This window comes from Streptomyces sp. NPDC016309, assembly GCF_043077235.1.
GTDB lineage: Bacteria > Actinomycetota > Actinomycetes > Streptomycetales > Streptomycetaceae > Streptomyces.
In genome coordinates, this window is record NZ_JBIBSG010000008.1 from 1 (window position 1) to 19,859 (window position 19,859).

General features: G+C 73.2%; 21 protein-coding genes and 1 pseudogene. 17 read left to right on the forward strand and 5 right to left on the reverse strand.

What is annotated here, in order from left to right; genetic code table 11:
* From ACF068_RS20595 to ACF068_RS20650, 12 genes and pseudogenes are all read left to right on the forward strand, one after another.
* A pseudogene (locus ACF068_RS20595) lies at positions 1-180 on the forward strand (CTP synthase); the annotation flags it as partial.
* A gap of 93 nt (positions 181-273) precedes the next feature.
* Complete coding sequence (locus ACF068_RS20600; protein ID WP_392275714.1) at positions 274-900, forward strand: NUDIX domain-containing protein; 627 nt, start codon at positions 274-276, stop codon at positions 898-900.
* A gap of 289 nt (positions 901-1,189) precedes the next feature.
* On the forward strand, positions 1,190-3,235 hold the full coding sequence (locus ACF068_RS20605; RefSeq protein ID WP_392275715.1) for an AAA family ATPase: 2,046 nt from the start codon (positions 1,190-1,192) through the stop codon (positions 3,233-3,235).
* 142 nt (positions 3,236-3,377) lie between these two features.
* Positions 3,378-4,493 carry an alanine dehydrogenase gene (ald, locus tag ACF068_RS20610; RefSeq protein ID WP_392276048.1) on the forward strand — a complete coding sequence of 372 codons (1,116 nt, stop codon included), beginning with the start codon at positions 3,378-3,380 and terminating at the stop codon, positions 4,491-4,493.
* A gap of 478 nt (positions 4,494-4,971) precedes the next feature.
* Entirely contained in the window at positions 4,972-5,997 is a 1,026-nt protein-coding gene (locus ACF068_RS20615) for a ParA family protein (RefSeq protein WP_244376298.1), read from the forward strand.
* Positions 5,994-6,518, forward strand: a complete 525-nt coding sequence (locus ACF068_RS20620) for a hypothetical protein (RefSeq protein WP_392276049.1) — start codon at positions 5,994-5,996, stop codon at positions 6,516-6,518. The genes ACF068_RS20615 and ACF068_RS20620 overlap by 4 nt, the downstream gene beginning before the upstream one ends.
* Positions 6,519-6,567: 49 nt before the next feature.
* Positions 6,568-7,653, forward strand: a complete 1,086-nt coding sequence (locus ACF068_RS20625) for a segregation and condensation protein A (protein ID WP_392275716.1) — start codon at positions 6,568-6,570, stop codon at positions 7,651-7,653.
* Positions 7,653-8,234, forward strand: a complete 582-nt coding sequence (gene scpB, locus ACF068_RS20630) for an SMC-Scp complex subunit ScpB (protein WP_392275717.1) — start codon at positions 7,653-7,655, stop codon at positions 8,232-8,234. The genes ACF068_RS20625 and scpB overlap by 1 nt, the downstream gene beginning before the upstream one ends.
* Positions 8,234-9,352 (forward strand): pseudouridine synthase, encoded by a 1,119-nt coding sequence (locus tag ACF068_RS20635; RefSeq protein WP_392275718.1) that lies wholly within the window; start codon positions 8,234-8,236, stop codon positions 9,350-9,352. Before scpB ends, ACF068_RS20635 begins: the two co-directional genes overlap by 1 nt.
* 245 nt (positions 9,353-9,597) lie before the next feature.
* Complete coding sequence (locus ACF068_RS20640; protein ID WP_392275719.1) at positions 9,598-10,332, forward strand: NUDIX domain-containing protein; 735 nt, start codon at positions 9,598-9,600, stop codon at positions 10,330-10,332.
* Positions 10,329-11,351 carry an ADP-ribosylglycohydrolase family protein gene (locus tag ACF068_RS20645; protein WP_392275720.1) on the forward strand — a complete coding sequence of 341 codons (1,023 nt, stop codon included), beginning with the start codon at positions 10,329-10,331 and terminating at the stop codon, positions 11,349-11,351. Before ACF068_RS20640 ends, ACF068_RS20645 begins: the two co-directional genes overlap by 4 nt.
* 3 nt (positions 11,352-11,354) lie before the next feature.
* Complete coding sequence (locus ACF068_RS20650) at positions 11,355-12,125, forward strand: DNA polymerase beta superfamily protein (protein WP_392275721.1); 771 nt, start codon at positions 11,355-11,357, stop codon at positions 12,123-12,125.
* Here the strand turns inward: ACF068_RS20650 and ACF068_RS20655 are convergent.
* Genes ACF068_RS20655 through ACF068_RS20665 form a run of 3 tightly spaced genes read right to left on the reverse strand, consistent with a single transcriptional unit; the run spans position 12,042 to position 13,663 of the window.
* Positions 12,042-12,797: a DNA polymerase beta superfamily protein gene (locus ACF068_RS20655; protein WP_392275722.1), complete on the reverse strand. Its 756-nt coding sequence runs from the start codon at positions 12,795-12,797 to the stop codon at positions 12,042-12,044. The two genes, ACF068_RS20650 and ACF068_RS20655, sit on opposite strands and share 84 nt — an antisense overlap.
* A 10-nt stretch (positions 12,798-12,807) precedes the next feature.
* Positions 12,808-13,278 (reverse strand): Rieske (2Fe-2S) protein, encoded by a 471-nt coding sequence (locus ACF068_RS20660; protein WP_392275723.1) that lies wholly within the window; start codon positions 13,276-13,278, stop codon positions 12,808-12,810.
* A 52-nt stretch (positions 13,279-13,330) separates the two neighbouring features.
* Complete coding sequence (locus ACF068_RS20665) at positions 13,331-13,663, reverse strand: DUF952 domain-containing protein (protein WP_392275724.1); 333 nt, start codon at positions 13,661-13,663, stop codon at positions 13,331-13,333.
* A 310-nt stretch (positions 13,664-13,973) separates the two neighbouring features.
* On the opposite strand from ACF068_RS20665, the gene aroH reads away from it, so the two are divergent.
* The 5 genes from aroH to der all read left to right on the forward strand — a co-directional run bounded on the left by aroH (position 13,974) and on the right by der (position 18,413).
* Positions 13,974-14,336 carry a chorismate mutase gene (gene aroH / locus ACF068_RS20670; RefSeq protein ID WP_392275725.1) on the forward strand — a complete coding sequence of 121 codons (363 nt, stop codon included), beginning with the start codon at positions 13,974-13,976 and terminating at the stop codon, positions 14,334-14,336.
* Entirely contained in the window at positions 14,333-15,418 is a 1,086-nt protein-coding gene (locus ACF068_RS20675; protein ID WP_392275726.1) for a prephenate dehydrogenase, read from the forward strand. The genes aroH and ACF068_RS20675 overlap by 4 nt, the downstream gene beginning before the upstream one ends.
* A gap of 173 nt (positions 15,419-15,591) precedes the next feature.
* Complete coding sequence (cmk, locus tag ACF068_RS20680; protein ID WP_392276050.1) at positions 15,592-16,254, forward strand: (d)CMP kinase; 663 nt, start codon at positions 15,592-15,594, stop codon at positions 16,252-16,254.
* Entirely contained in the window at positions 16,212-16,895 is a 684-nt protein-coding gene (locus ACF068_RS20685) for a lysophospholipid acyltransferase family protein (RefSeq protein ID WP_392275727.1), read from the forward strand. Before cmk ends, ACF068_RS20685 begins: the two co-directional genes overlap by 43 nt.
* Before the next feature lie 69 nt (positions 16,896-16,964).
* Positions 16,965-18,413, forward strand: a complete 1,449-nt coding sequence (gene der, locus ACF068_RS20690) for a ribosome biogenesis GTPase Der (protein WP_392275728.1) — start codon at positions 16,965-16,967, stop codon at positions 18,411-18,413.
* Between the two features lie 108 nt (positions 18,414-18,521).
* Here der and ACF068_RS20695 read toward each other — a convergent pair whose 3' ends face one another.
* Together ACF068_RS20695 and ACF068_RS20700 are read right to left on the reverse strand one after the other, a co-directional pair.
* Complete coding sequence (locus ACF068_RS20695) at positions 18,522-18,806, reverse strand: hypothetical protein (RefSeq protein ID WP_392275729.1); 285 nt, start codon at positions 18,804-18,806, stop codon at positions 18,522-18,524.
* A gap of 116 nt (positions 18,807-18,922) precedes the next feature.
* On the reverse strand, positions 18,923-19,720 hold the full coding sequence (locus ACF068_RS20700) for a hypothetical protein (RefSeq protein ID WP_392275730.1): 798 nt from the start codon (positions 19,718-19,720) through the stop codon (positions 18,923-18,925).
* Positions 19,721-19,859 lie beyond the last annotated feature (139 nt).

Consider the following 19,859-nt stretch of genomic DNA (forward strand, 5'->3'; position numbering starts at 1 on the left):
GTCTTCTCCGGTACCTCCCCGGACAACAAGCTCGTCGAGTACGTGGAGTACCCGCGCGAGGTCCACCCCTACCTCGTCGCCACCCAGGCTCACCCCGAACTCCGCTCCCGCCCCACCCGCCCCCACCCCCTCTTCGCCGGACTGGTGAAGGCGGCCGTGGAGCGCAAGACGGGCAAGTGACACGCTAGCGATACGGTTGACCGGGGTACGGGCCTGATCAGGGCCTGTGCCCCGGTTTTCTGTGCAGTGCGCGTACGAGGGAGGACGTCTTTCATGACCATCAAGGACACGCCCGAGGAGTGGCGGGTCACCGCGACCGCCGTGCCGTTCCAGGGCAAGAAGACGAGTGTCCGCACCGACGACGTGGTCATGCCGGACGGAACCGTGGTGGGCCGGGACTACCAGGTCCACCCCGGGTCGGTCGCGGTCCTCGCCCTCGACGACGAGGACAACGTCCTGGTGCTGCGCCAGTACCGCCACCCGGTGCGGCACAAGCTCTGGGAGATCCCGGCCGGCCTGCTGGACGTGCCCGGCGAGAACCCGCTGAGCGCCGCGGTGCGCGAGCTGTACGAGGAGGCGCACGTCAAGGCGGAGCGGTGGAACGTCCTCACGGACGTGTACACCACGCCGGGCGGCTGCGACGAGGCCGTACGGATCTTCCTCGCGCGCGGTCTGTCGGTGGCGGACGGCGAACGCTTCGAGGTCGCCGAGGAGGAGGCCGACATGGAGCTCGCCCGGGTGCCGCTCGACGAGCTGGCGCGGGGCGTGCTGGCCGGCGACCTGCACAACAACTGCCTGGTCGTGGGAGTCCTGTCGGTGCTCGCCGCCCGAGCGGGCGACGGCCTGGACGCGCTGCGCCCGGCGGAGGCGCCCTGGCCGGCCCGCCCCTTCGAGGCGTAGAGCCACCGGCGGCCCCGGCATGCCCCACCGCAGTACCGGCCGGCACCGGTCGGTACCGGCGCGGTGCCGACCGCTGTCGGCGGTGCCCGGCCCCGGCCGGGCGGCCGGGGAGGCACGGTCGCCCGGGGGTGTCAGGAACGGCCCAGTGGTGTGACGATCTGCTGATCCGATTGAGGGACTCGTCCGCCCTGCTCCGCCGGTCGGGGCACCGCGGCTGAACTACGCTCGGATCGCCCGCCTGGGGATCCGGCGGGATCAGTACGTGCGCAGGCGGACGGGAGCGTGGCCCGTGACGGATCAGGCGGTGGACTTCGGCGGCGCGGGCGGTGCGGACCGGTCCGGTGCGCGGCCCGGGCGCCGTCGGTTCTTCGGACGGGCGCGCGAGCTCAAGGAGCTGCGCGCCGACATCGCCCGTGCCGGGCTCGACACCCTCGCCGGGCGGCCCTCCCCGCGCGCGCGGGTGCTGCTGATCGCCGGCCGGCCCGGCAGCGGGCGGACCGCGCTCGCCGAGGAACTGGCCGGCGACCTCGCCCGCGGTTACCGCGACGGCGTGCTGCGGGCCCGGCTCACCGAGCCCGGCGGCGAACCGGTGCCCGTCGAGCGCATCGCCCGCGGGCTGCTCGACCGGCTCCGGGTGCCCGCGCCCCCGGGCGCGGGGGAGGACGAACTGACCCAGCTCCTGCGGCAGGCCTTCACCGGGCGCCGCGCCCTGCTCCTGCTGGACGACGCCGCGAGCGCCGAACAGGTCGACGCGCTGCTCCCCGACAACCCCGAGTGCCTGGTCGTCGCCGTCGCACAGGGCCCCCTGACCGGCATTCCGGACGTACGTCCCTGCACGGTCGGCGGACTGGACGCCAAGTCCGCCATCGAACTGCTCGACGGCTTCACCGGCTCGGTGCGCATCACCGTCGATCCGCAGGCCGCCGAGACGCTCACCGAACTGTGCGGCGGCCAGCCCGCCGCCCTGATGCTGGCCGGCGGCTGGCTCGCCGCCCGCCCCATGTCGTCCGTCGCCGACCTCACCAAGCGGCTGCGCGCCCTGCCGGACGACCCCGACCGCCCCGTCGCCGCCCGCCCGCTCGCCCGTGCCTTCCGCCTGGCGTACGAGGCGCTGCCCGTGCCCGCCGCCCGGATGCTGCGCCTGCTCGCCCTGGCCCCGGTCGGCGTCGCCGACGCCCACACCGCCTCCGCTCTGGCCGGCTGCTCGGTGTCGGCCGCCCGGTCCCTGCTGGAGGGCTTCGCCGCCGCCGGGCTGATGCACGAGGCGGACGACGAGCAGTACGAGGTGCCCGGCTGCCTGATGCCGCTGCTGCGGGACCTGCTGCGGACCGAGGACCGGCCCGCCGAGGTCCAGCTCGCCCGCGCCCGGATGCTGGAGCGGACCGTACGGCTCCTCCAGTCCTGCCGGGCGGTCACCGAGCCGGAGGGGTCGGCCGCGCGGCGGAAGCTCGCCGGCCTGCCCAGGGCGCTGCGCTTCGCCGGGCCCGAGGCGGCCTCGGAGTGGCTGCGCACCCGGCAGCCCGCGCTGCTGGCCGCCGCCCGTGTGGCCGTCGCGGACGGGGAACTCGACACCCTCGCCCGGCGGCTGGTCGCCGCCCTCGTCCGGGCGCTCGCCGCCCACCGGGGCACCGAGGAGGCAGCGCCCGAGCTGTACGGGCTGCACCAGCTCGTGCTGGACGTCGCCGAGCGGCGCGGGCTGCACCGCGAGCGGGCCGCCGCCCTGCTGAACCTCGCCGACCTGGACGCCAGGACCGGCCGTACCGGCGACGCCCTGGTCCGCTACCGGGCCGCGCTGGACGCCGGACGGCTGGCGAACGACCCGTACGCGATCAGCCGCGCGATGGAATCCGTAGGCGGCGCCCACCAGGAGCTGGGGGACTGGCAGCGGGCCGCCGACTGGTACGGGCGGGCCCTGTCGCAGCGTCTGGCCCGCGACGAGCGGGCCGACCAGGCGCGGCTCTACGGCCGGCTCGGTGCCGTCCACACCTACGAGGGCCGGTACGGCGAGGCGCTCAGGAACTGGCGGGCCGCCGCGGCCGGGTATCGCCGGCTCGGCGATCTCGCGGGCCACGCGCGCGCGTTGAGCGAGGCGGCCCGCGTCCAGGAGTACGCGGGCCGGCCGCAGGAGTGCCTGCGCACCTGCGAGGAGGCCGTCGAGTGGGCCCGCCGGGCCGACGATGTGCGGCTTCTCGCGGCCCTCCAGCTACGGCTGGCGGACACGCTGGACCGGCTCGGCGATCCCGCCGCGGCGCGGCTGCATCGGGCTGCGGCTGATCGCCTGCTGGGAACCGATCACTCCGCCTACGAAATCCGCAGTGCTTCCGCCGAAGATTAATGCTTTGCAAGGCTAGACAACGGTGGACCCTTCAATAGACTGGGTGAGCCGCGATTGACCGCGGTGTATCCCGGTGCGTCCCGTGCATCCGGGTATGTATTGCATTGCCCCCGTACCCCCAAAGCCAAGGACCGTGATCGACGTGAAGGTCGGCATCCCCCGCGAGGTCAAGAACAACGAGTTCCGGGTGGCCATCACCCCCGCCGGTGTGCACGAGCTCGTGCGCAACGGGCACCAGGTCTTCGTCGAGCAGAACGCCGGTGTCGGCTCCTCGATCACGGACGACGAGTACGTCGCCGCGGGCGCGCAGATCCTGCCGACCGCCGACGAGGTGTGGGCCACGGCGGACCTCCTGCTCAAGGTCAAGGAGCCGATCGCGGAGGAGTACCACCGCCTCCGCAAGGACCAGACCCTCTTCACCTACCTGCACCTCGCCGCCTCCCGCGAGTGCACGGACGCCCTGATCGAGTCGGGTACCACGGCCATCGCGTACGAGACGGTCGAGACCGCCAACCGCGCCCTGCCGCTGCTCGCCCCGATGTCCGAGGTCGCGGGCCGGCTGGCCCCGCAGGTCGGCGCCTACCACCTGATGCGCGCGGCCGGCGGCCGCGGTGTCCTGCCGGGCGGCGTCCCGGGCGTGATCCCGGCCAAGGCCGTCGTCATCGGTGGCGGTGTCTCCGGCTGGAACGCCACCCAGATCGCCGTCGGCATGGGCTTCGAGGTGACGCTGCTCGACCGCGACATCAACAAGCTCCGCGAGGCCGACAAGATCTTCGGTACGAAGGTCAAGGCCGTCATGTCCAACTCCTTCGAGCTGGAGAAGGCCGTCCTGGAGGCCGACCTCGTCATCGGCGCCGTCCTGATCCCGGGCGCCAAGGCCCCGAAGCTGGTCACCAACGAGCTCGTCTCCCGGATGAAGCCCGGAAGTGTCCTTGTCGACATCGCGATCGACCAGGGCGGCTGCTTCGAGGACTCCCGTCCCACCACGCACGCCGAGCCGACGTTCAACGTCCACGAGTCGGTCTTCTACTGCGTCGCCAACATGCCCGGCGCGGTGCCCAACACCTCCACCTACGCGCTGACCAACGCCACGCTGCCCTACATCGTGTCGCTGGCCAACAACGGCTGGGCCGAGGCGCTCCGCCGCGACGCCGCGCTCGCCAAGGGCCTCAACACCCATGACGGCAAGGTCGTCTACAAGGAGGTCGCCGAGGCCCACGGCCTGGAGCACGTCGAGCTGAGCTCGCTCATCGGCTGACCCGGCGACCGACCCGACGGCCGGCGCACCGCTCGACCGTCAACGGGTGCCGTCAACCTCACACATCCGGCCGGACCTTGCGCGACGAGGTCCGGCCGGACGTGTGTCCGGACGTCCCCGGCCGTTGCTCAAGTCGTCTCGAACGTAACCCTTTAACCGTTTCGCACACCCAGGAAACGTGTCGATGGATGGCCGTGCGCCCTTGACACGGGTCTGTTTCTTTGCCGACACATCGGCCCGCGTCCGGGCGATTGTGTTGCTGCGGAGCGGTGACACGCCATAGAGTCGCAAACCGTCGGCATGGTGCCACGCTGACCTATCGATAAGTCCCCTGGTCACTTCCGAGGAGGTAAGACGACTTGTGAATGAGTCGACATTTACTCCTGGGGGTGGTCAGCCAGGAACGGTCGGCGACGCCGGCTCGGTCGCTGTCCGAACCTTCGCGGCCGGCCAGCAGCACAGGACGACAGCCCACACGATGAAGATGATGGACGGCCAACACGTGAACGCCATGGCCGGCAACGAGAGTGGCCGAGAGTCCACCCACTTCGCCGCCTACGACGAAGTCCCCGAGGGGCACTTCTACGACCCTGACGCCGAGTACGAGCCCGACCCGGAGTACGCGGCCACCCTCGCGCCCGACGCTGCCCGCCAGCGCCGCGAGCGGATCGGCCCCACCGGACGGCCCCTGCCGTACTTCCCGATCCCGGGACCGCTGACCGACCACGGCCCCGCGAAGATCATCGCGATGTGCAACCAGAAGGGCGGCGTGGGCAAGACGACGTCGACCATCAACCTGGGCGCCGCGCTCGCGGAGTACGGGCGGCGCGTCCTGCTCGTCGACTTCGACCCGCAGGGAGCCCTGTCGGTCGGCCTCGGCGTGAACCCGATGGAGCTCGACCTCACGGTCTACAACCTGCTCATGGAGCGGGGCATGTCGGCGGACGAGGTCCTGCTGAAGACCGCCGTGCCCAACATGGACCTGCTGCCCAGCAATATCGATTTGTCAGCCGCCGAAGTGCAGTTGGTGAGCGAGGTCGCGCGCGAGTCCACCCTCCAGCGGGCGCTCAAGCCGCTGCTCCAGGACTACGACTACATCGTGATCGACTGTCAGCCCTCGCTCGGTCTGCTGACCGTGAACGCGCTGACGGCGGCTCACAAGGTGATAGTGCCGCTGGAGTGCGAGTTCTTCGCCCTGCGTGGCGTCGCGCTGCTGACCGAGACCATCGAGAAGGTCCAGGAGCGGCTCAACCCGGAGCTGGAGCTCGACGGCATCCTCGCCACGATGTACGACTCGCGCACGGTGCACAGCCGTGAGGTCCTCGCCCGTGTCGTCGAGGCCTTCGACGACCACGTGTACCACACGGTGATCGGCCGGACCGTGCGCTTCCCGGAGACCACGGTCGCCGGTGAGCCGATCACCACGTACGCCTCGAACTCGGTCGGTGCGGCCGCCTACCGCCAGCTCGCCAGGGAGGTGCTCGCCCGGTGTCACGCCGAGTGAGTCTGCCCGGTGCCGACGAGCTGTTCCGTACGACCGGGGGCATGGCGCTGCAGTCCTCCACCCCGCGCCGCCAGAACGGCGAGCCGCGGGTGCCCGCGCCGGCGGGCGAGAGCGACCCGGCGGCCGGTTCCGCCGCGGTTCCCGCCGCCCCCGCGGGCTCCGGCCCGGCCCCCGAGGAGCACTCGGCCGCCGAGGCGGACGCGGCGGAGCCCCGCAGCCGCGCGGCGGAGGAACCCGCCGCGTCCCCCGCCCCCGCCAAGGCGGCCGCGGCCGCCCGGCGCCGCGGGCGCGCGGCGAACCGGCGCCCCAGCGGGCGCGAACGGCACGACGAGAAGATCACGGTGTACGTCTCCGCCGAGGAGCTCATGGACCTGGAGCACGCTCGCCTGGTCCTGCGCGGCGAGCACGGTCTGGCCGTGGACCGCGGGCGCATCGTCCGCGAGGCGGTCGCCGTGGTGCTGGCGGACCTGGAGTCGCGGGGCGACGCGAGCATCCTCGTGCGGCGCCTGCGCGGGCGCTGACGGTAGCCTGCGCGGGCCCCGCCCGTTGCCGCTCCGCCCCAGGACCAGGATGCCCCCGACCGACGCTCCCGCCCCCCGCCGCCGCGCCCTGGGCCGCGGCCCGGGGGCCGCGCCGCCGGAGCCTCACGACGCCCCGCCGGAGCCTCACGACGCCCCGCAGGGTGCCCCCGAGGCCCCGGCGCCCGTCCCGGAGCCGGACAGTGCCCCTGAGGCCCCGGCGCCCGTCCCGGAGCCGGACAGTGCCCCTGAGGCCCCGGCGCCCGTCCCGGAGCCGGACAGTGCCCCTGAGGCCCCGGCGCCCCCGGCGGACGAGATCCCCGGAGGCGCCCCCGCGCCGGACGGGGCCGCGGTGGGGGGTGAGGGGCGGTTCACGGTACGGCTGGCGAACTTCGAGGGACCGTTCGACCTGCTGTTGCAGCTCATCTCCAAGCACAAGCTGGACGTCACCGAGGTCGCCCTCTCCAAGGTCACCGACGAGTTCATGGCCCACATCAGGGCCATGGGGCCGGACTGGGACCTCGACCAGACGACCGAGTTCCTGGTCGTCGCGGCCACGCTGCTCGACCTGAAGGCCGCCCGGCTGCTGCCCGCCGCCGAGGTGGAGGACGAGGCGGACCTCGCGCTGCTGGAGGCACGGGACCTGCTGTTCGCGCGGCTGTTGCAGTACCGCGCGTACAAGCGGGTCGCGGAGATCTTCGGCGAACGGCTGGAGAGCGAGGGGCGGCGCCACCCGCGTACGGTGGGCCTGGAGCCGCACCACGCGGAGCTGCTGCCCGACGTCGTCATCAGCATCGGCCTCGAGGGGTTCGCCAAGCTGGCCGTCAAGGCGATGCAGCCCAAGGCGAAGCCGCAGGTGTACGTCGAGCACATCCACGCCCCGCTGGTGAGCGTCCGCGAGCAGGCCGGGGTGGTTGTGGCCCGGCTGCGTGAGCGCGGCGAGGCGACCTTCCGGGAGCTCGCCGAGGACGCCCCCGACACCCTCACGGTCGTGGCCAGGTTCCTGGCCCTGCTGGAGCTGTACCGGGAGAGAGCCGTCGCCCTCGAACAGGAGGAGGCGCTGGCCGAGCTCACGGTGAGGTGGACCGGGGCGGAGGGCGTCGCCGTGACCGACGAGTTCGACCAGGAGGAGGAGTGATGGAGCTGAAGCCGGCCCTGGAGGCCGTCCTCATGGTCGTCGACGAGCCGGCCACCGAGGAGCACCTGGCCAAGGTGCTGGACCGCCCGCGCAGAGAGGTCGCCGACGCGCTGCGCGAGCTGGCCGACGAGTACGACGCCCAGCGCCGGGGCTTCGAGCTGCGGCTGGTGGCCGGCGGCTGGCGCTTCTCCACCCGGGCCGCGTACGCGGAGGCGGTCGAGGCCTTCGTCCTCGACGGGCAGCAGGCCCGGCTCACCCAGGCCGCGCTGGAGACTCTGGCGGTCGTCGCGTACCGCCAGCCGGTCAGCCGGTCGAGGGTCTCGGCGGTGCGCGGGGTGAACTGCGACGGGGTGATGAGGACCCTGCTCCAGAGGGGTCTGCTGGCGGAGGCGGGCGCGGAACCCGAAACAGGTGCGATCCTGTACAGGACGACGAACTACTTCCTGGAGCGGATGGGCCTTCGCGGCCTGGACGAGCTCCCCGAACTCGCGCCCTTCCTCCCCGAGGCGGACGCGGTCGAGGCCGAGAGCCGGGAAGGGGTCCCGTCGTTCGATCCAGACGACGACAAGACGGAACTTTGATGCGAAGCAGCAGCGGCAGGAACAGCAGCGGAAACAACGGCGGGAGCCGTGGTGGCAACAGCGGCGGCCGCGGCAGCAGCGGCGGCCGCGGCAATTACCGGGGTGCCGGTAACAGCCGCGACGACCGCGGGCAGAGCGGGAGCAACCCGCGCCGCCCCCGCCCCGAGGAGCGGACCTACGACGTGGGCGGCGGCCCCGCCGAAGGCGGTCCCAAGCGCGGGCGGGGCGCGGCGGCCCGTGGCGGCGCCAAGGGCGGCCCCCGCCAGTCCCCCCAGCGCGGCGGCGGCCGCACGACCCCGGCGCGTCCGCGTGAGCTCGACGCCCGGATCGAGGAGCGCAACCGCGAGCGGTACGCGAACAAGCCCGAGATCAAGACGCCCAAGACGTTCGGCGACCAGGAGGGCGAGCGCCTCCAGAAGGTGCTGGCCAGGGCCGGCATGGGCTCACGGCGGGCCTGCGAGGAGATGATCGACGCCGGCCGGGTCGAGGTCAACGGCAAGATCGTCATCGAGCAGGGCACGCGGGTCGACCCGGAGAAGGACGAGATCAAGGTCGACGGCCTGACCGTGGCGACCCAGTCGTACCTGTTCTTCGCCCTCAACAAGCCGGCCGGTGTCGTCTCGACGATGGAGGACCCCGACGGCCGGCAGTGCCTCGGGGACTACGTCACCAACCGTGAGACGCGGCTCTTCCACGTCGGCCGGCTGGACACCGAGACCGAGGGCATCATCCTGCTCACCAACCACGGTGAGCTGGCCCACCGTCTGACCCACCCCAAGTACGGGGTGAAGAAGACCTACCTGGCCGCCATCACCGGCCCGCTCCCGCGCGAGGTCGGCAAGCGGCTCAAGGACGGCATCCAGCTCGAGGACGGCTACGCCCGCGCCGACCACTTCCGGGTGGTCGAGCAGACCGGCAAGAACTACCTGGTCGAGGTGCAGCTCCACGAGGGCCGCAAGCACATCGTGCGCCGCATGCTCGCCGAGGCGGGCTTCCCGGTCGAGAAGCTCGTCCGGACGGCGTTCGGTCCCATCCAGCTCGGCGACCAGAAGTCGGGCTGGCTGCGCCGCCTGACGAACACGGAGGTCGGCATGCTGATGAAGGAAGTCGGTCTGTAACAGCACATACCCGTACGAAAGCCCGTGGCCTGCGGAAAGGCCACGGGCTTCCGTCTTGTCGGGCACCCTCGGCCACCTTTATAGTCATGATGACTCTAAAGGGGGTGCGGCGTGCGGATCGCCCACAGGACCGTCTCCACCACTCCCGCCGCGCCCGGCCGGCGGACCTGGACCCACGGGGGTGGACCAGGCTCCGGAGCCCGCGCGGCGGGAGCGGTGGGGACCGGCGCGGCGGGACGGCACGCATGACGGCACAACGCCCCGCCGGGTACGACCCGTACGCCTTCGAGCCCTTCGCCGTCACCGTCGACCTCGCCGTCTTCACCGTCCGCGAGGAGCGGCTGCACGTGCTGCTCGTCCGGCGGGGACAGGAGCCGTACCAGGGCTGCTGGGCCCTCCCCGGCGGCTTCGTCCTGCCCCGCGAGTCCGCCGGGCAGGCCGCCCGCCGCGAGCTCGCCGAGGAGACCGGGCTGTCCGACGCCACCGTCGCCCGCCTCCACCTGGAACAGCTCCGCACCTACAGCGACCCCGACCGGGACCCCCGCATGCGGGTCGTCTCGGTGGCGTACACGGCCCTCGGGCCGGACCTGCCCGAGCCGCGCGGCGGCGGGGACGCCGCGCACGCCCAGTGGCTGCCCTACGGCTCGTACGGGCCCCTGGCCTTCGACCACGACACGATCCTCGCCGACGCGCACGAACGGGTCGGCGCCAAGCTCGAGTACACCTGCCTCGCCACCGCTTTCTGCCCGCCCGAGTTCACCCTCGGCGAGCTGCGGCAGGTGTACGAGACGGTGTGGGGCGTCGAACTCGACCGCCCCAACTTCCGGCGCAAGGTCCTCACCACACCCGGCTTCGTCCAGGCCGTGGAAGGACCGCCGCGCCTCACCGGCGGACGGGGGAAACCGGCCGCTCTCTACCGGGCGGGCCAGGCCACGGCCCTGCACCCGCCACTGCTGCGACCGGAAGGACGGCAGGCATGATCACCGCCAGGACCCTCACCAAGCAGGCGGCCACCGGCTCGCTCGTCGGGCTCGCGCTCGGCGACGCGCTGGGCTTCCCGACCGAGTTCAACGACGTACCGTCCATCCTCGCCAAGTGCGGCCCGTGGCGGGAGATGGCCCTGCCGAAGCCCGCGCTCGTCACGGACGACACCCAGATGACCCTCGCGGTCGCCCGCGCCGTACGCACGGCCCTGGCCCGCGGCGCACTCGCCCCGCAGTGGCTCACCCGACCGCTGCGCGAGGAGTTCGTGGCCTGGTACCACTCGCCGGAGAACAACCGGGCACCCGGCCGCACCTGCCTGGTCGCCTGCGAGAAGCTCGACGGCGACCGGCCCTGGCAGGAGGCCAGCCAGATCGGCTCCAAGGGCTGCGGCGCCAACATGCGGGTCGCGCCGATCGGGCTCGTCCCCGGACTCAGCCAGGAACAGCGCGCCGGCGCCGCCCAGCTCCAGGCCGCCCTCACCCACGGCCACCCCACCGCCCTGGCCGCCTCCGACCTCACCGCCCAGGCCGTGTACCTGCTGTCGCGGGGCGCCGAGCCGCTCGGACTGGTCGGGCAACTGCGTTCGTACGCGTACGAGAACCGCTCCCGCTACCACCAGCAGTGGCTGGGCGACCTGTGGACCCACTCCCACGACGCGACGCCGCACGCGTTCATCGAGCGCGGCTGGGACGAGTGCGCGGACGCCCTGACCGCGCTCGACGCGGCGCTGCGCACGGCCGACCCGGAGACCGACCCGTGCCTGGTGACGGGCGAGGGCTGGATCGCCGAGGAGGCGCTGACCGCCGCGCTGCTCTGCTTCCTGCTCTTCCCCGAGGAGCCCGTCACCGCCATCCGCCGGGCGGCCTGCACCAAGGGCGACTCCGACTCCATCGCCTGCCTCGCCGGCGCCTTCGCCGGGGCCCACCTGGGCGCGGGGGCGTGGCCCCGGCCGTGGGCGGACCGGATCGAGTACGGCAGCGAGCTGCTGACGCTGGGGGCGCTCTGGGACGCTTAGCCCATGACCGAACTCCTCGCCCTCCCCGACCTGGCCTCCGTCGTCGCCGAGCAGCCCGATCCCCTGCTGTTCGCCACCGTCTCCGGCGCCCACCTGTACGGCTTCCCCTCCCGCGACTCGGACGTGGACGTACGCGGTGTGCACCTGCTGCCGGTGGACACGCTGATCGGGCTGCGCGAGCCCGAGGAGACCCGCTCCCGCGCCTGGGAGCGGGACGGCGTCGAGATGGACCTGGTCACCCACGACCTGCGGAAGTTCGTACGGCTGATGCTGCGGCGCAACGGCTACGTCCTGGAACAGCTCCTGTCCCCGCTGGTCGCCCACACCACCGACGCCCACGCCGAACTGACCGCCCTCGCCCCGGCCGTGCTCACCACCCACCACGCCCATCACTACCGCGGCTTCGCCGCCACCCAGTGGCGGCTGTTCGAGAAGAACGGGGAGCTCAAGCCCCTGCTCTACACCTTCCGGGTGCTGCTCACCGGCATCCACCTGATGCGGACGGGCGAGGTGGTGGCCCACCTGCCGACCCTCATCGGCGCGGTGCCGGCGCCGGAGTACGTGGCCGAGCTCATCGCGGCCAAGGCCGACGCCGAGCACGGGGCGGCCACCGGCGTGGACACCGAGCGGCTGCGGGCCGACGTGGAGGCGCTGCACACCGTCCTGGACGAGGCGCAGGCGGCCTCCGCCCTACCCGACGCGCCCGCCCCGGCCGCCCACGACGCCCTGCACGACTTCGTCGTCCGGACCCGACTGGACCGACCGCAGCGCTGACGCCCGGCGCGTACGGAACAGGAAGTCCTCCACGCTCCGCCGGTCGGGTTCGGGCGGGAGCGGCGAGCCGGGGAGCGCCTCGTCGGCCTCCGTGGCCAGGCGGGCCATCCGCGTCTCGACCTCCCGCCACGACACCTCGCCCCGCTTGACCGCCAGCAGCCGCTCGCGGTCGTCGCCCACGTCCAGCACCAGCTCACCGGTGCGCAACAGGTCGCGGCAGCCCGCCAGCAGGCGCAGCAGGTGCATGGCGTGCTTCCAGCGCGGCGCGCCGTACCGGCGGACGTCCGCCTCGAGCTTCCTGCGCTGGCCCGCCGCGTACCGGACGAAGGTCCGGTGGGCCTGGCGGGACAGGAACGCGCCGCGCAGCGCCAGCAGTTCCCGGCCGGTGTCGTCGAGCCGCTCGACGAGCGGGGAGTGCAGGCACTCCAGGACGTTCGGGTTGGCGGTCAGCGCCAGCTCGCAGAAGCGCTCCAGCTCCCAGCTGAACTGCTCGTCCGCCGGGCCCTCCACATGGGTGGGGGGCTTGTCGAAACGCCACTGGAGGGCGGTGGGGGCCAGGAACACACCCCGGCGGTCGGTGTCGCTGTCCGCCGTGGCCAGCCCGAAGGCGCGCGACCCCATGACACAGGAGTAGATCGTGTGGTCGCGCACCAGTTCGTCGGGGGTCGGCATGCGCCAGACCCTACGCCAGGCGGATGCCGTCCCCCGTCACGGTGATCTGCTCCCCGGGCAGCGGCCGGGTCGCCGGGCCGCGCGCGACGGAGCCGTCCGTGATGCGGAACCGGCTGCCGTGGCAGGCGCAGTTGATGGTGCCGTTGTCCACCGTGGCGACGATGCAGCCCTGGTGGGTGCAGACCGCGGAGAACGCCTTGAACTCGCCGTCCTCGGGCTGGGTGACCACGACCTTCCGCTCCTTGAGGATCAGGCCGCCGCCGGAGGGGATGTCCGCCGTCCTGGCCAGCTCGCCGGCCCCGGGCGCCGAGGCGGAGGCGGAGTCCGTCGGGTCCGGGGGAGTCCCCGGTGCGGTCGGTGCCGGGCTCACGGTGGCCGCCGGGGCGTCGCCGCCGCCGTCACCGCACCCCGCGACCAGGGCGGCGGTGGCGGAGGCGGCGGTCGCGAGGACGGCACGGCGAGGGGTGGGGGCTGCGTTCATGCGCGGCATCCTGACGCCGCACGCCCCCGGCGCGAAGCCACCGCGCTGCCGGTTACCCCCAGGGGGCGAGCCCCGTGACGCGGCCGGCCGCATCACGGCGCACCTCCCGCACGCCGGTGACGGCGGCGCGGTCGAGCGGACCGTACACGTGCGGGAAGAGCCGGCCCTCCGCGGCCTCCCAGCGGACCTCCGCCGTGAGCAGCGTCTCGTCGAGGTTCACCAGCAGCAGCGGCCCCGGCACCTCCCGGTAGTGGGCCTCGGCGACGGCCAGCGCCGTTTCCTCGTCGGGCGAGCAGTGCACGAACCCCTCGGAGGCCAGGGAGGCCGGGCGGTAGGGGATCTCCGGATCGGCCCACTCGGCGGCCGGTGCGATGTGGAGCAGCATGCGCACAGTCTCCCCCGTCTGCATGCCGGACGGATCGGGCACCCACGCCCGGGCTGACCAGGGGGTGTCTTGTCGATCAGGCCGGATCAGCGAGCGGCGGCCGGCGCCGTGCATCGCAAGGCGGAGGAGGGAGTCGACGCGGTGGGGGTCTCCCCTGGTCGAGCGAAGCCGAGACCTTGGGGGAGTCGGCGACCGACGACAACGCGGCGAGGTGCGGTGCCGGGCGTCGTGAGCCCGGCATGATCGGCGAGACACCCCCTAGGCTGAACGCCTGCAGACGCGCACGCGGCACAGGGTGAAGGAGCGGGACGTGGCGGTACGAGCGGTCCGAGGGGCCGTCCAACTCGAGCGGGACGACGCCGGACACATGCGGGACCAGGTCGGCGAGCTGCTCACCGCCGTGATGGACCGCAACGGCCTCGTCCCCGACGACCTGATCAGCATCTGGTTCACCGCCACCCCCGACCTGCACAGCGACTTCCCCGCCGTGGCGGCCCGCGAGCTCGGCATCGTGGACGTACCGCTGATCTGCGCCCAGGAACTGGACATCGCCGGCGCGATGCCCCGCGTGGTGCGCCTGCTCGCCCACGTCGAGACCGACCTGCCCAAGTCCGCCGTCGCGCACGTCTACCTCGGCGCCGCGGCCGCCCTCCGCAAGGACATCGCCCAGTGAGAACCGCCGTCGTCATCGGAACCGGGCTGATCGGCACCTCCGCGGCCCTCGCGCTGGCCGGGCGCGGCATCCGCGTCCACCTCGTCGACCACGACCCCTCGCGCGCCCGTACCGCCGCCGCCCGCGGCGCCGGCACCGAGGAGCCGCCCGAGGGCCCCGTCGACCTCGCTCTGGTCGCCGTACCGCCCGCGTACGTCGCCGCCACCCTGGCCGACGCCATGCGCGGCGGTATCGCCCGCGGCTACCTGGACGTGGCCAGCGTCAAAGGCGGGCCCAAGCGGGAGCTGGAGGCCATGGGCCTCGACCTCTCCGCGTACATCGGCACGCACCCCATGTCCGGCAAGGAGCGCTCCGGCCCGCTCGCCGCGACCGCCGACCTCTTCGAGGGCCGCCCCTGGGTGCTCACCCCGACCCGGGACACCGACACCGAGGTCCTGAACCTCGCCCTGGAGCTGGTCGCCCTGTGCCGGGCGGTCCCCGTCGTCATGGACGCGGACGCCCACGACCGGGCCGTCGCCCTGGTCTCCCACACCCCGCAGCTCGTGTCGTCGATGGTCGCCGCCCGGCTCGCGGACGCGGACGAGGCGGCCGTACGGCTCTGTGGCCAGGGCATCCGCGACGTGACCCGCATCGCCGCCTCCGACCCGCGCATGTGGGTCGAGATCCTGTCGGCGAACCCCGGCCCGGTCGCCGACGTCCTCGCCGGCGTGGCCGCCGACCTCGACGAGACCGTCCGCGCCCTGCGGTCCCTCCAGTCCGCCGACGAGGGCGAGCGCCGCGACGGCGCCACCGGCGTCGAGGACGTGCTGCGCCGCGGCAACGCCGGCCGCGCCCGGGTCCCCGGCAAGCACGGTGGCGGCCCGGTCGCCTACGAGACCGTCGCCGTCCTCCTCAGCGACCAGCCCGGCGAGCTCGCCCGCATCTTCGCGGACGCGGGCCGGGCGGGCGTCAACATCGAGGACGTCCGCATCGAGCACGCCACGGGCCAGCAGGCCGGCCTCATCCAGCTCATGGTGGAACCCGCCTCCGCCCCGGTGCTCGCCGCGGCCCTCCGGGAGCGCGGCTGGGCACTGCGGCAGTAGCCGCCGGCCCGGCCCGGCCCGGCGGACGGGGGCCGGTACGGACCCGGTGGGGAGGGGGTCGCACGAACGGGTGCAAGGGGTGGCGGCGGCAGTCGGTAACCTGGTGCGGGGCCCCTCGGCATCCGGCCGGCCCCCTCCCGCGTACCAGGAAGGTGTCCGACACCGTGGAATCCGTGATCGTCGCCATCGACGGGCCCTCCGGCACGGGCAAGTCGAGCACCTCCAAGGCGGTCGCCGCCAAGCTGGGGCTCAGCTACCTGGACACCGGCGCCCAGTACCGGGCGATCACCTGGTGGATGATCACCAACGGGGTGGACGTCGACGACGCCGACGCCGTGGCCTCGGCCGCCGGGAAGCCCACCATCGTCTCCGGGACCGACCCGTCCCACCCGACGATCACCGTCGACGGGGTGGACGCCTCCGGCCCCATCCGCACCCAGGAGGTCACCTCCAAGGTCAGCGCCGTCAGCGCCGTCCCCGAGGTGCGTGCGCTGATCACCGAGCTCCAGCGGTCCATCGCCGCGAGCGCCGGGCAGGGCATCGTCGTCGAGGGGCGGGACATCGGCACCACCGTCCTCCCCGACGCCGACCTCAAGATCTTCCTCACCGCGTCCCCCGAGGCCCGCGCCGCCCGCCGCTCCGGCGAGCTCAAGGGCGCCGACATCCACTCCACCCGCGAGGCGCTCGTCAAGCGGGACGCGGCCGACTCCAGCCGCAAGACGTCCCCGCTCGCCAAGGCGGACGACGCCGTCGAGGTCGACACCACCGACCTCACCCTCCAGCAGGTCATCGAGTGCGTCGTCACCCTCGTCGAGGAGAAGCGGGCCGCCGCGTGACCCCACCCACCCCCAAGGGCGCCGCGGTCGGCCGGGGCATCGGCATCGGGCTGATGTACGGGCTGTGGAAGCCGCGCGTCCTGGGCGCCTGGCGCGTCCCGGCCACCGGACCGGTGATCTTCGCCGTCAACCACGCCCACAACCTCGACGGCCCCATGCTCATGGGCACCGCGCCCCGGCCGGTGCACTTCCTGATCAAGAAGGAGGCCTTCAAGGGGCCTCTCGGGCCGTTCCTGGAGGGCATCGGCCAGCTCAAGGTGGACCGCGGCGCACCCGACCGCACCGCCATCACCGGCGCCCTGGACGTCCTCGCCGGCGGTGGTGTCCTCGGCATTTTCCCGGAGGGCACCCGCGGCGGGGGCGACTTCGCCTCCCTCCGCGCCGGCCTCGCCTACTTCGCCCTGCGCAGCGGCGCCCCGATCGTCCCGGTCGCCGTCCTGGGAAGCACCGACCGCCGCGGACGGTTGATAAAGGCGCTGCCCCCGCTGCGCAGCGGCGTGGACGTCGTCTTCGGCGACGCCTTCCAGGCGGGGGACGGCTCCGGCCGCCGCACCCGCAAGGCGCTGGACGACGCCACCGTACGCATCCAGGAACGGCTCACCGCCCACCTGGGAAACGCCAGGCGCCTCACCGGGCGCTGAGCGAGACTGACTCTTGAGTAGCGGATCACTCGACCCGCCGATGACGATGATGAACGAGGAACGGACTTCATGAACGACCAGCACGACCACGGGGCACTCGGCGACACCGAGTACACGGAGTTCATGGAGCTCGCCGCCGAAGAGGGCTTCGACATCGAGGAGGTCGAAGGCGCGATCGAGGAGGCCGGGCACGGCCCGCTGCCGGTCCTCGCCGTCGTCGGCCGGCCGAATGTCGGCAAGTCGACCCTGGTGAACCGCATCATCGGGCGCCGCGAGGCCGTCGTCGAGGACAAGCCCGGCGTCACCCGCGACCGCGTCACCTACGAGGCCGAATGGGCGGGCCGCCGCTTCAAGGTCGTCGACACCGGCGGCTGGGAGCAGGACGTCCTCGGCATCGACGCCTCCGTCGCCGCCCAGGCCGAGTACGCCATCGAGGCCGCCGACGCGGTCGTCTTCGTCGTGGACGCCACCGTCGGCGCCACCGACACCGACGAGGCCGTCGTCAAGCTGCTCCGCCGGGCCGGCAAGCCCGTGGTCCTCGCCGCCAACAAGGTCGACGGCCCGTCCGGCGAGGCCGACGCCTCCATGCTCTGGTCCCTTGGCCTGGGCGAGCCGTTCCCCGTCTCGGCCCTGCACGGCCGCGGCACCGGCGACCTCCTCGACGAGGTCCTCAAGGCCCTTCCCGAGGCCCCCGAGCAGTCCTTCGGCACCGCCGTCGGCGGCCCGCGCCGCATCGCGCTCATCGGACGCCCGAACGTCGGCAAGTCGTCCCTGCTCAACAAGATCGCCGGGGAGGAGCGCGTGGTCGTCAACGAGATGGCCGGTACCACCCGCGACCCGGTCGACGAGCTCATCGAGCTCGGCGGGACCACCTGGAAGTTCGTCGACACCGCCGGCATCCGCAAGAAGGTGCACCTCCAGGAGGGCGCGGACTACTACGCCTCGCTGCGCACCGCCGCCGCCGTCGAGAAGGCGGAGGTGGCCGTCGTCCTGATCGACACGACGGACTCCATCTCCGTCCAGGACCAGCGGATCATCACCATGGCCGTCGAGGCGGGTCGCGCCCTCGTCATCGCCTACAACAAGTGGGACGAGCTCGACGAGGAGCGCCGCTACTACCTGGAGCGCGAGATCGAGACCGAGATGCAGCAGGTGGCCTGGGCCCCGCGCGTCAACGTCTCCGCCCTCACCGGCCGCCACATGGACCGGCTCGTCCCCGCGATCGAGACGGCACTGGCCGGCTGGGAGACCCGCGTCCCCACCGGGCGGCTGAACGCCTTCCTCGGCGAGCTGGTCGCGGCCCACCCGCACCCCATCCGGGGCGGCAAGCAGCCCCGCATCCTGTTCGGTACGCAGGCGGGCACCAAGCCGCCGCGGTTCGTGCTGTTCGCCTCGGGCTTCCTGGAGCACGGCTACCGGCGGTTCGTCGAGCGCCGGCTGCGCGAGGAGTTCGGCTTCGAGGGCACCCCGATCCACATCTCGGTACGGGTGCGCGAGAAGCGCGGCCGCAAGAAGTGACGGGCACGGACACATGACGGCGGGGCCGGAGCGAACGATTCGCTCCGGCCCCGCCGTCATCGGTCACGGCCCCCGCGGTCCCCGTTCCCGGCCCCCGCCGGTCGTCGGTCACAGCCCCCGGCGGGGCGCCGGCGGCAGGGCCGCCGGCACATGGTGGTGACCGGCGGCCCGGCGCATCGACTGGACCGGCTGCCACCCGGTCGTGTAGCCGTGCTGCGTCTGGTACGCCCCGCCGCCGCCCGACGCGAACGACCCGAACGCCTTGAAGTCCAGGTCCTCCTCGCCACTGCGGTCGCCGGGCAGCGTCCTGAACGACCTCAGGTACTCGGAGTACAGCGCGTCGTAGATCGGCGTGGCCGACGGGGCGGACAGTCCGTCCTGCGTGGAACGCATCGCGGGAATCTGCTGGTACGGCTGGCGGGAAGGCTCGTATGCGTGCACGTATGAGCCAACGACCTCGCCGCGCTTCGGATGCGGCCCCGCCCGTCCTTCCGTCGCCCCGGTGCGCATCAGGTGCCGGCCAGCGGCATCGACGCCGCGACCAGCCGGCCGTTCGCCGCCGCCTTCTCCAGCGCGTCACGCAGCAGGTCCTCGCGGGGCTGCTGGCCGATGGAGCCGACCGGGGCGGCGAAGACCAGCACCGTGTGCGACTTGTTGGCGGCGGCGCGCCAGCCCTCGGTGACCTGGAGCGGCTGGTGGGCCTGCCACCAGGCGACCGGGCTGCCACCGCCCGTGCCGGGCTGGAGGATGGCGTGGAGCTGGCCCATCGCCAGGAGCACCGACCAGCCGGCGATCGGGCCCGGCTTCTGGTTGACGTTCGCGACCGGCAGGAAGCCCTGCTCGATCAGCAGGGGCAGGAACTCGTCGGTGCTGCCGCCCGAACCCGGCCGGGCGATGGGGGCGGTCGGCTCGACGACGAGGGCCGGGTGCAGTTCGTTGTCGATCAGCACGAGACCGCTGGTGACGCCGAGGACGGCCTGGTCGCCGGTGGGGGCGGGAGCGGCGGCCGCCGGGGCCGCCGCCTGCGCCTCCACGCCGGTGATCGACCGGACGGCGCCCTGGAGCTGCTCCTCGGCGACCTTCACGACCTGGGAGGGGATGCAGGTGGCGTGGGCGAACGCGAGGACGGCGGTCTCCTCGCCCACGAACAGGACGGTGCTGGTGCGCTCCTGCTCGGAGTCGCCCGGGGTACGGCAGGAGGTGCAGTCGTAGCTGCCCGGGGCGTTCTCGCCGGCGAGCAGCCGGTCGGCCTCTTCGTCGCCGATCTCGGCGCGTACGTCCTCGCTGACGTCGAGCATGCGGGGCACGGGTCGCTCCTCGGACTCGTTGCGTGCGATGCCGGGCGGTTCCCGGCTCGTCTCATGAAGGGTTCAACGGTTGATCTGCTTCCGGGGTCACGGGTCGGTCCGCTCCTCGGCGCGTCGGCCGACCGGGTGGGTCTTCCCC

Excerpts from the sequence above, each read along its gene's own strand:
- ACF068_RS20660 (WP_392275723.1), bottom strand. The coding sequence starts at position 13,278 with ATGAACGCAGCCCCCACCCCTCGCCGTGCCGTCCTCGCGACCGCCGCC.
- ACF068_RS20625 (WP_392275716.1), top strand. The coding sequence starts at position 6,568 with ATGCCCCCGACCGACGCTCCCGCCCCCCGCCGCCGCGCCCTGGGCCGC.
- ACF068_RS20650 (WP_392275721.1), top strand. The coding sequence starts at position 11,355 with ATGACCGAACTCCTCGCCCTCCCCGACCTGGCCTCCGTCGTCGCCGAG.
- ACF068_RS20655 (WP_392275722.1), bottom strand. The coding sequence starts at position 12,797 with ATGCCGACCCCCGACGAACTGGTGCGCGACCACACGATCTACTCCTGT.
- ACF068_RS20645 (WP_392275720.1), top strand. The coding sequence starts at position 10,329 with ATGATCACCGCCAGGACCCTCACCAAGCAGGCGGCCACCGGCTCGCTC.
- ACF068_RS20600 (WP_392275714.1), top strand. The coding sequence starts at position 274 with ATGACCATCAAGGACACGCCCGAGGAGTGGCGGGTCACCGCGACCGCC.
- ACF068_RS20615 (WP_244376298.1), top strand. The coding sequence starts at position 4,972 with ATGAAGATGATGGACGGCCAACACGTGAACGCCATGGCCGGCAACGAG.
- ACF068_RS20640 (WP_392275719.1), top strand. The coding sequence starts at position 9,598 with ATGACGGCACAACGCCCCGCCGGGTACGACCCGTACGCCTTCGAGCCC.
- scpB (WP_392275717.1), top strand. The coding sequence starts at position 7,653 with ATGGAGCTGAAGCCGGCCCTGGAGGCCGTCCTCATGGTCGTCGACGAG.
- ACF068_RS20695 (WP_392275729.1), bottom strand. The coding sequence starts at position 18,806 with ATGCGTTCCACGCAGGACGGACTGTCCGCCCCGTCGGCCACGCCGATC.
- der (WP_392275728.1), top strand. The coding sequence starts at position 16,965 with ATGAACGACCAGCACGACCACGGGGCACTCGGCGACACCGAGTACACG.
- ACF068_RS20665 (WP_392275724.1), bottom strand. The coding sequence starts at position 13,663 with ATGCTGCTCCACATCGCACCGGCCGCCGAGTGGGCCGATCCGGAGATC.
- ACF068_RS20635 (WP_392275718.1), top strand. The coding sequence starts at position 8,234 with ATGCGAAGCAGCAGCGGCAGGAACAGCAGCGGAAACAACGGCGGGAGC.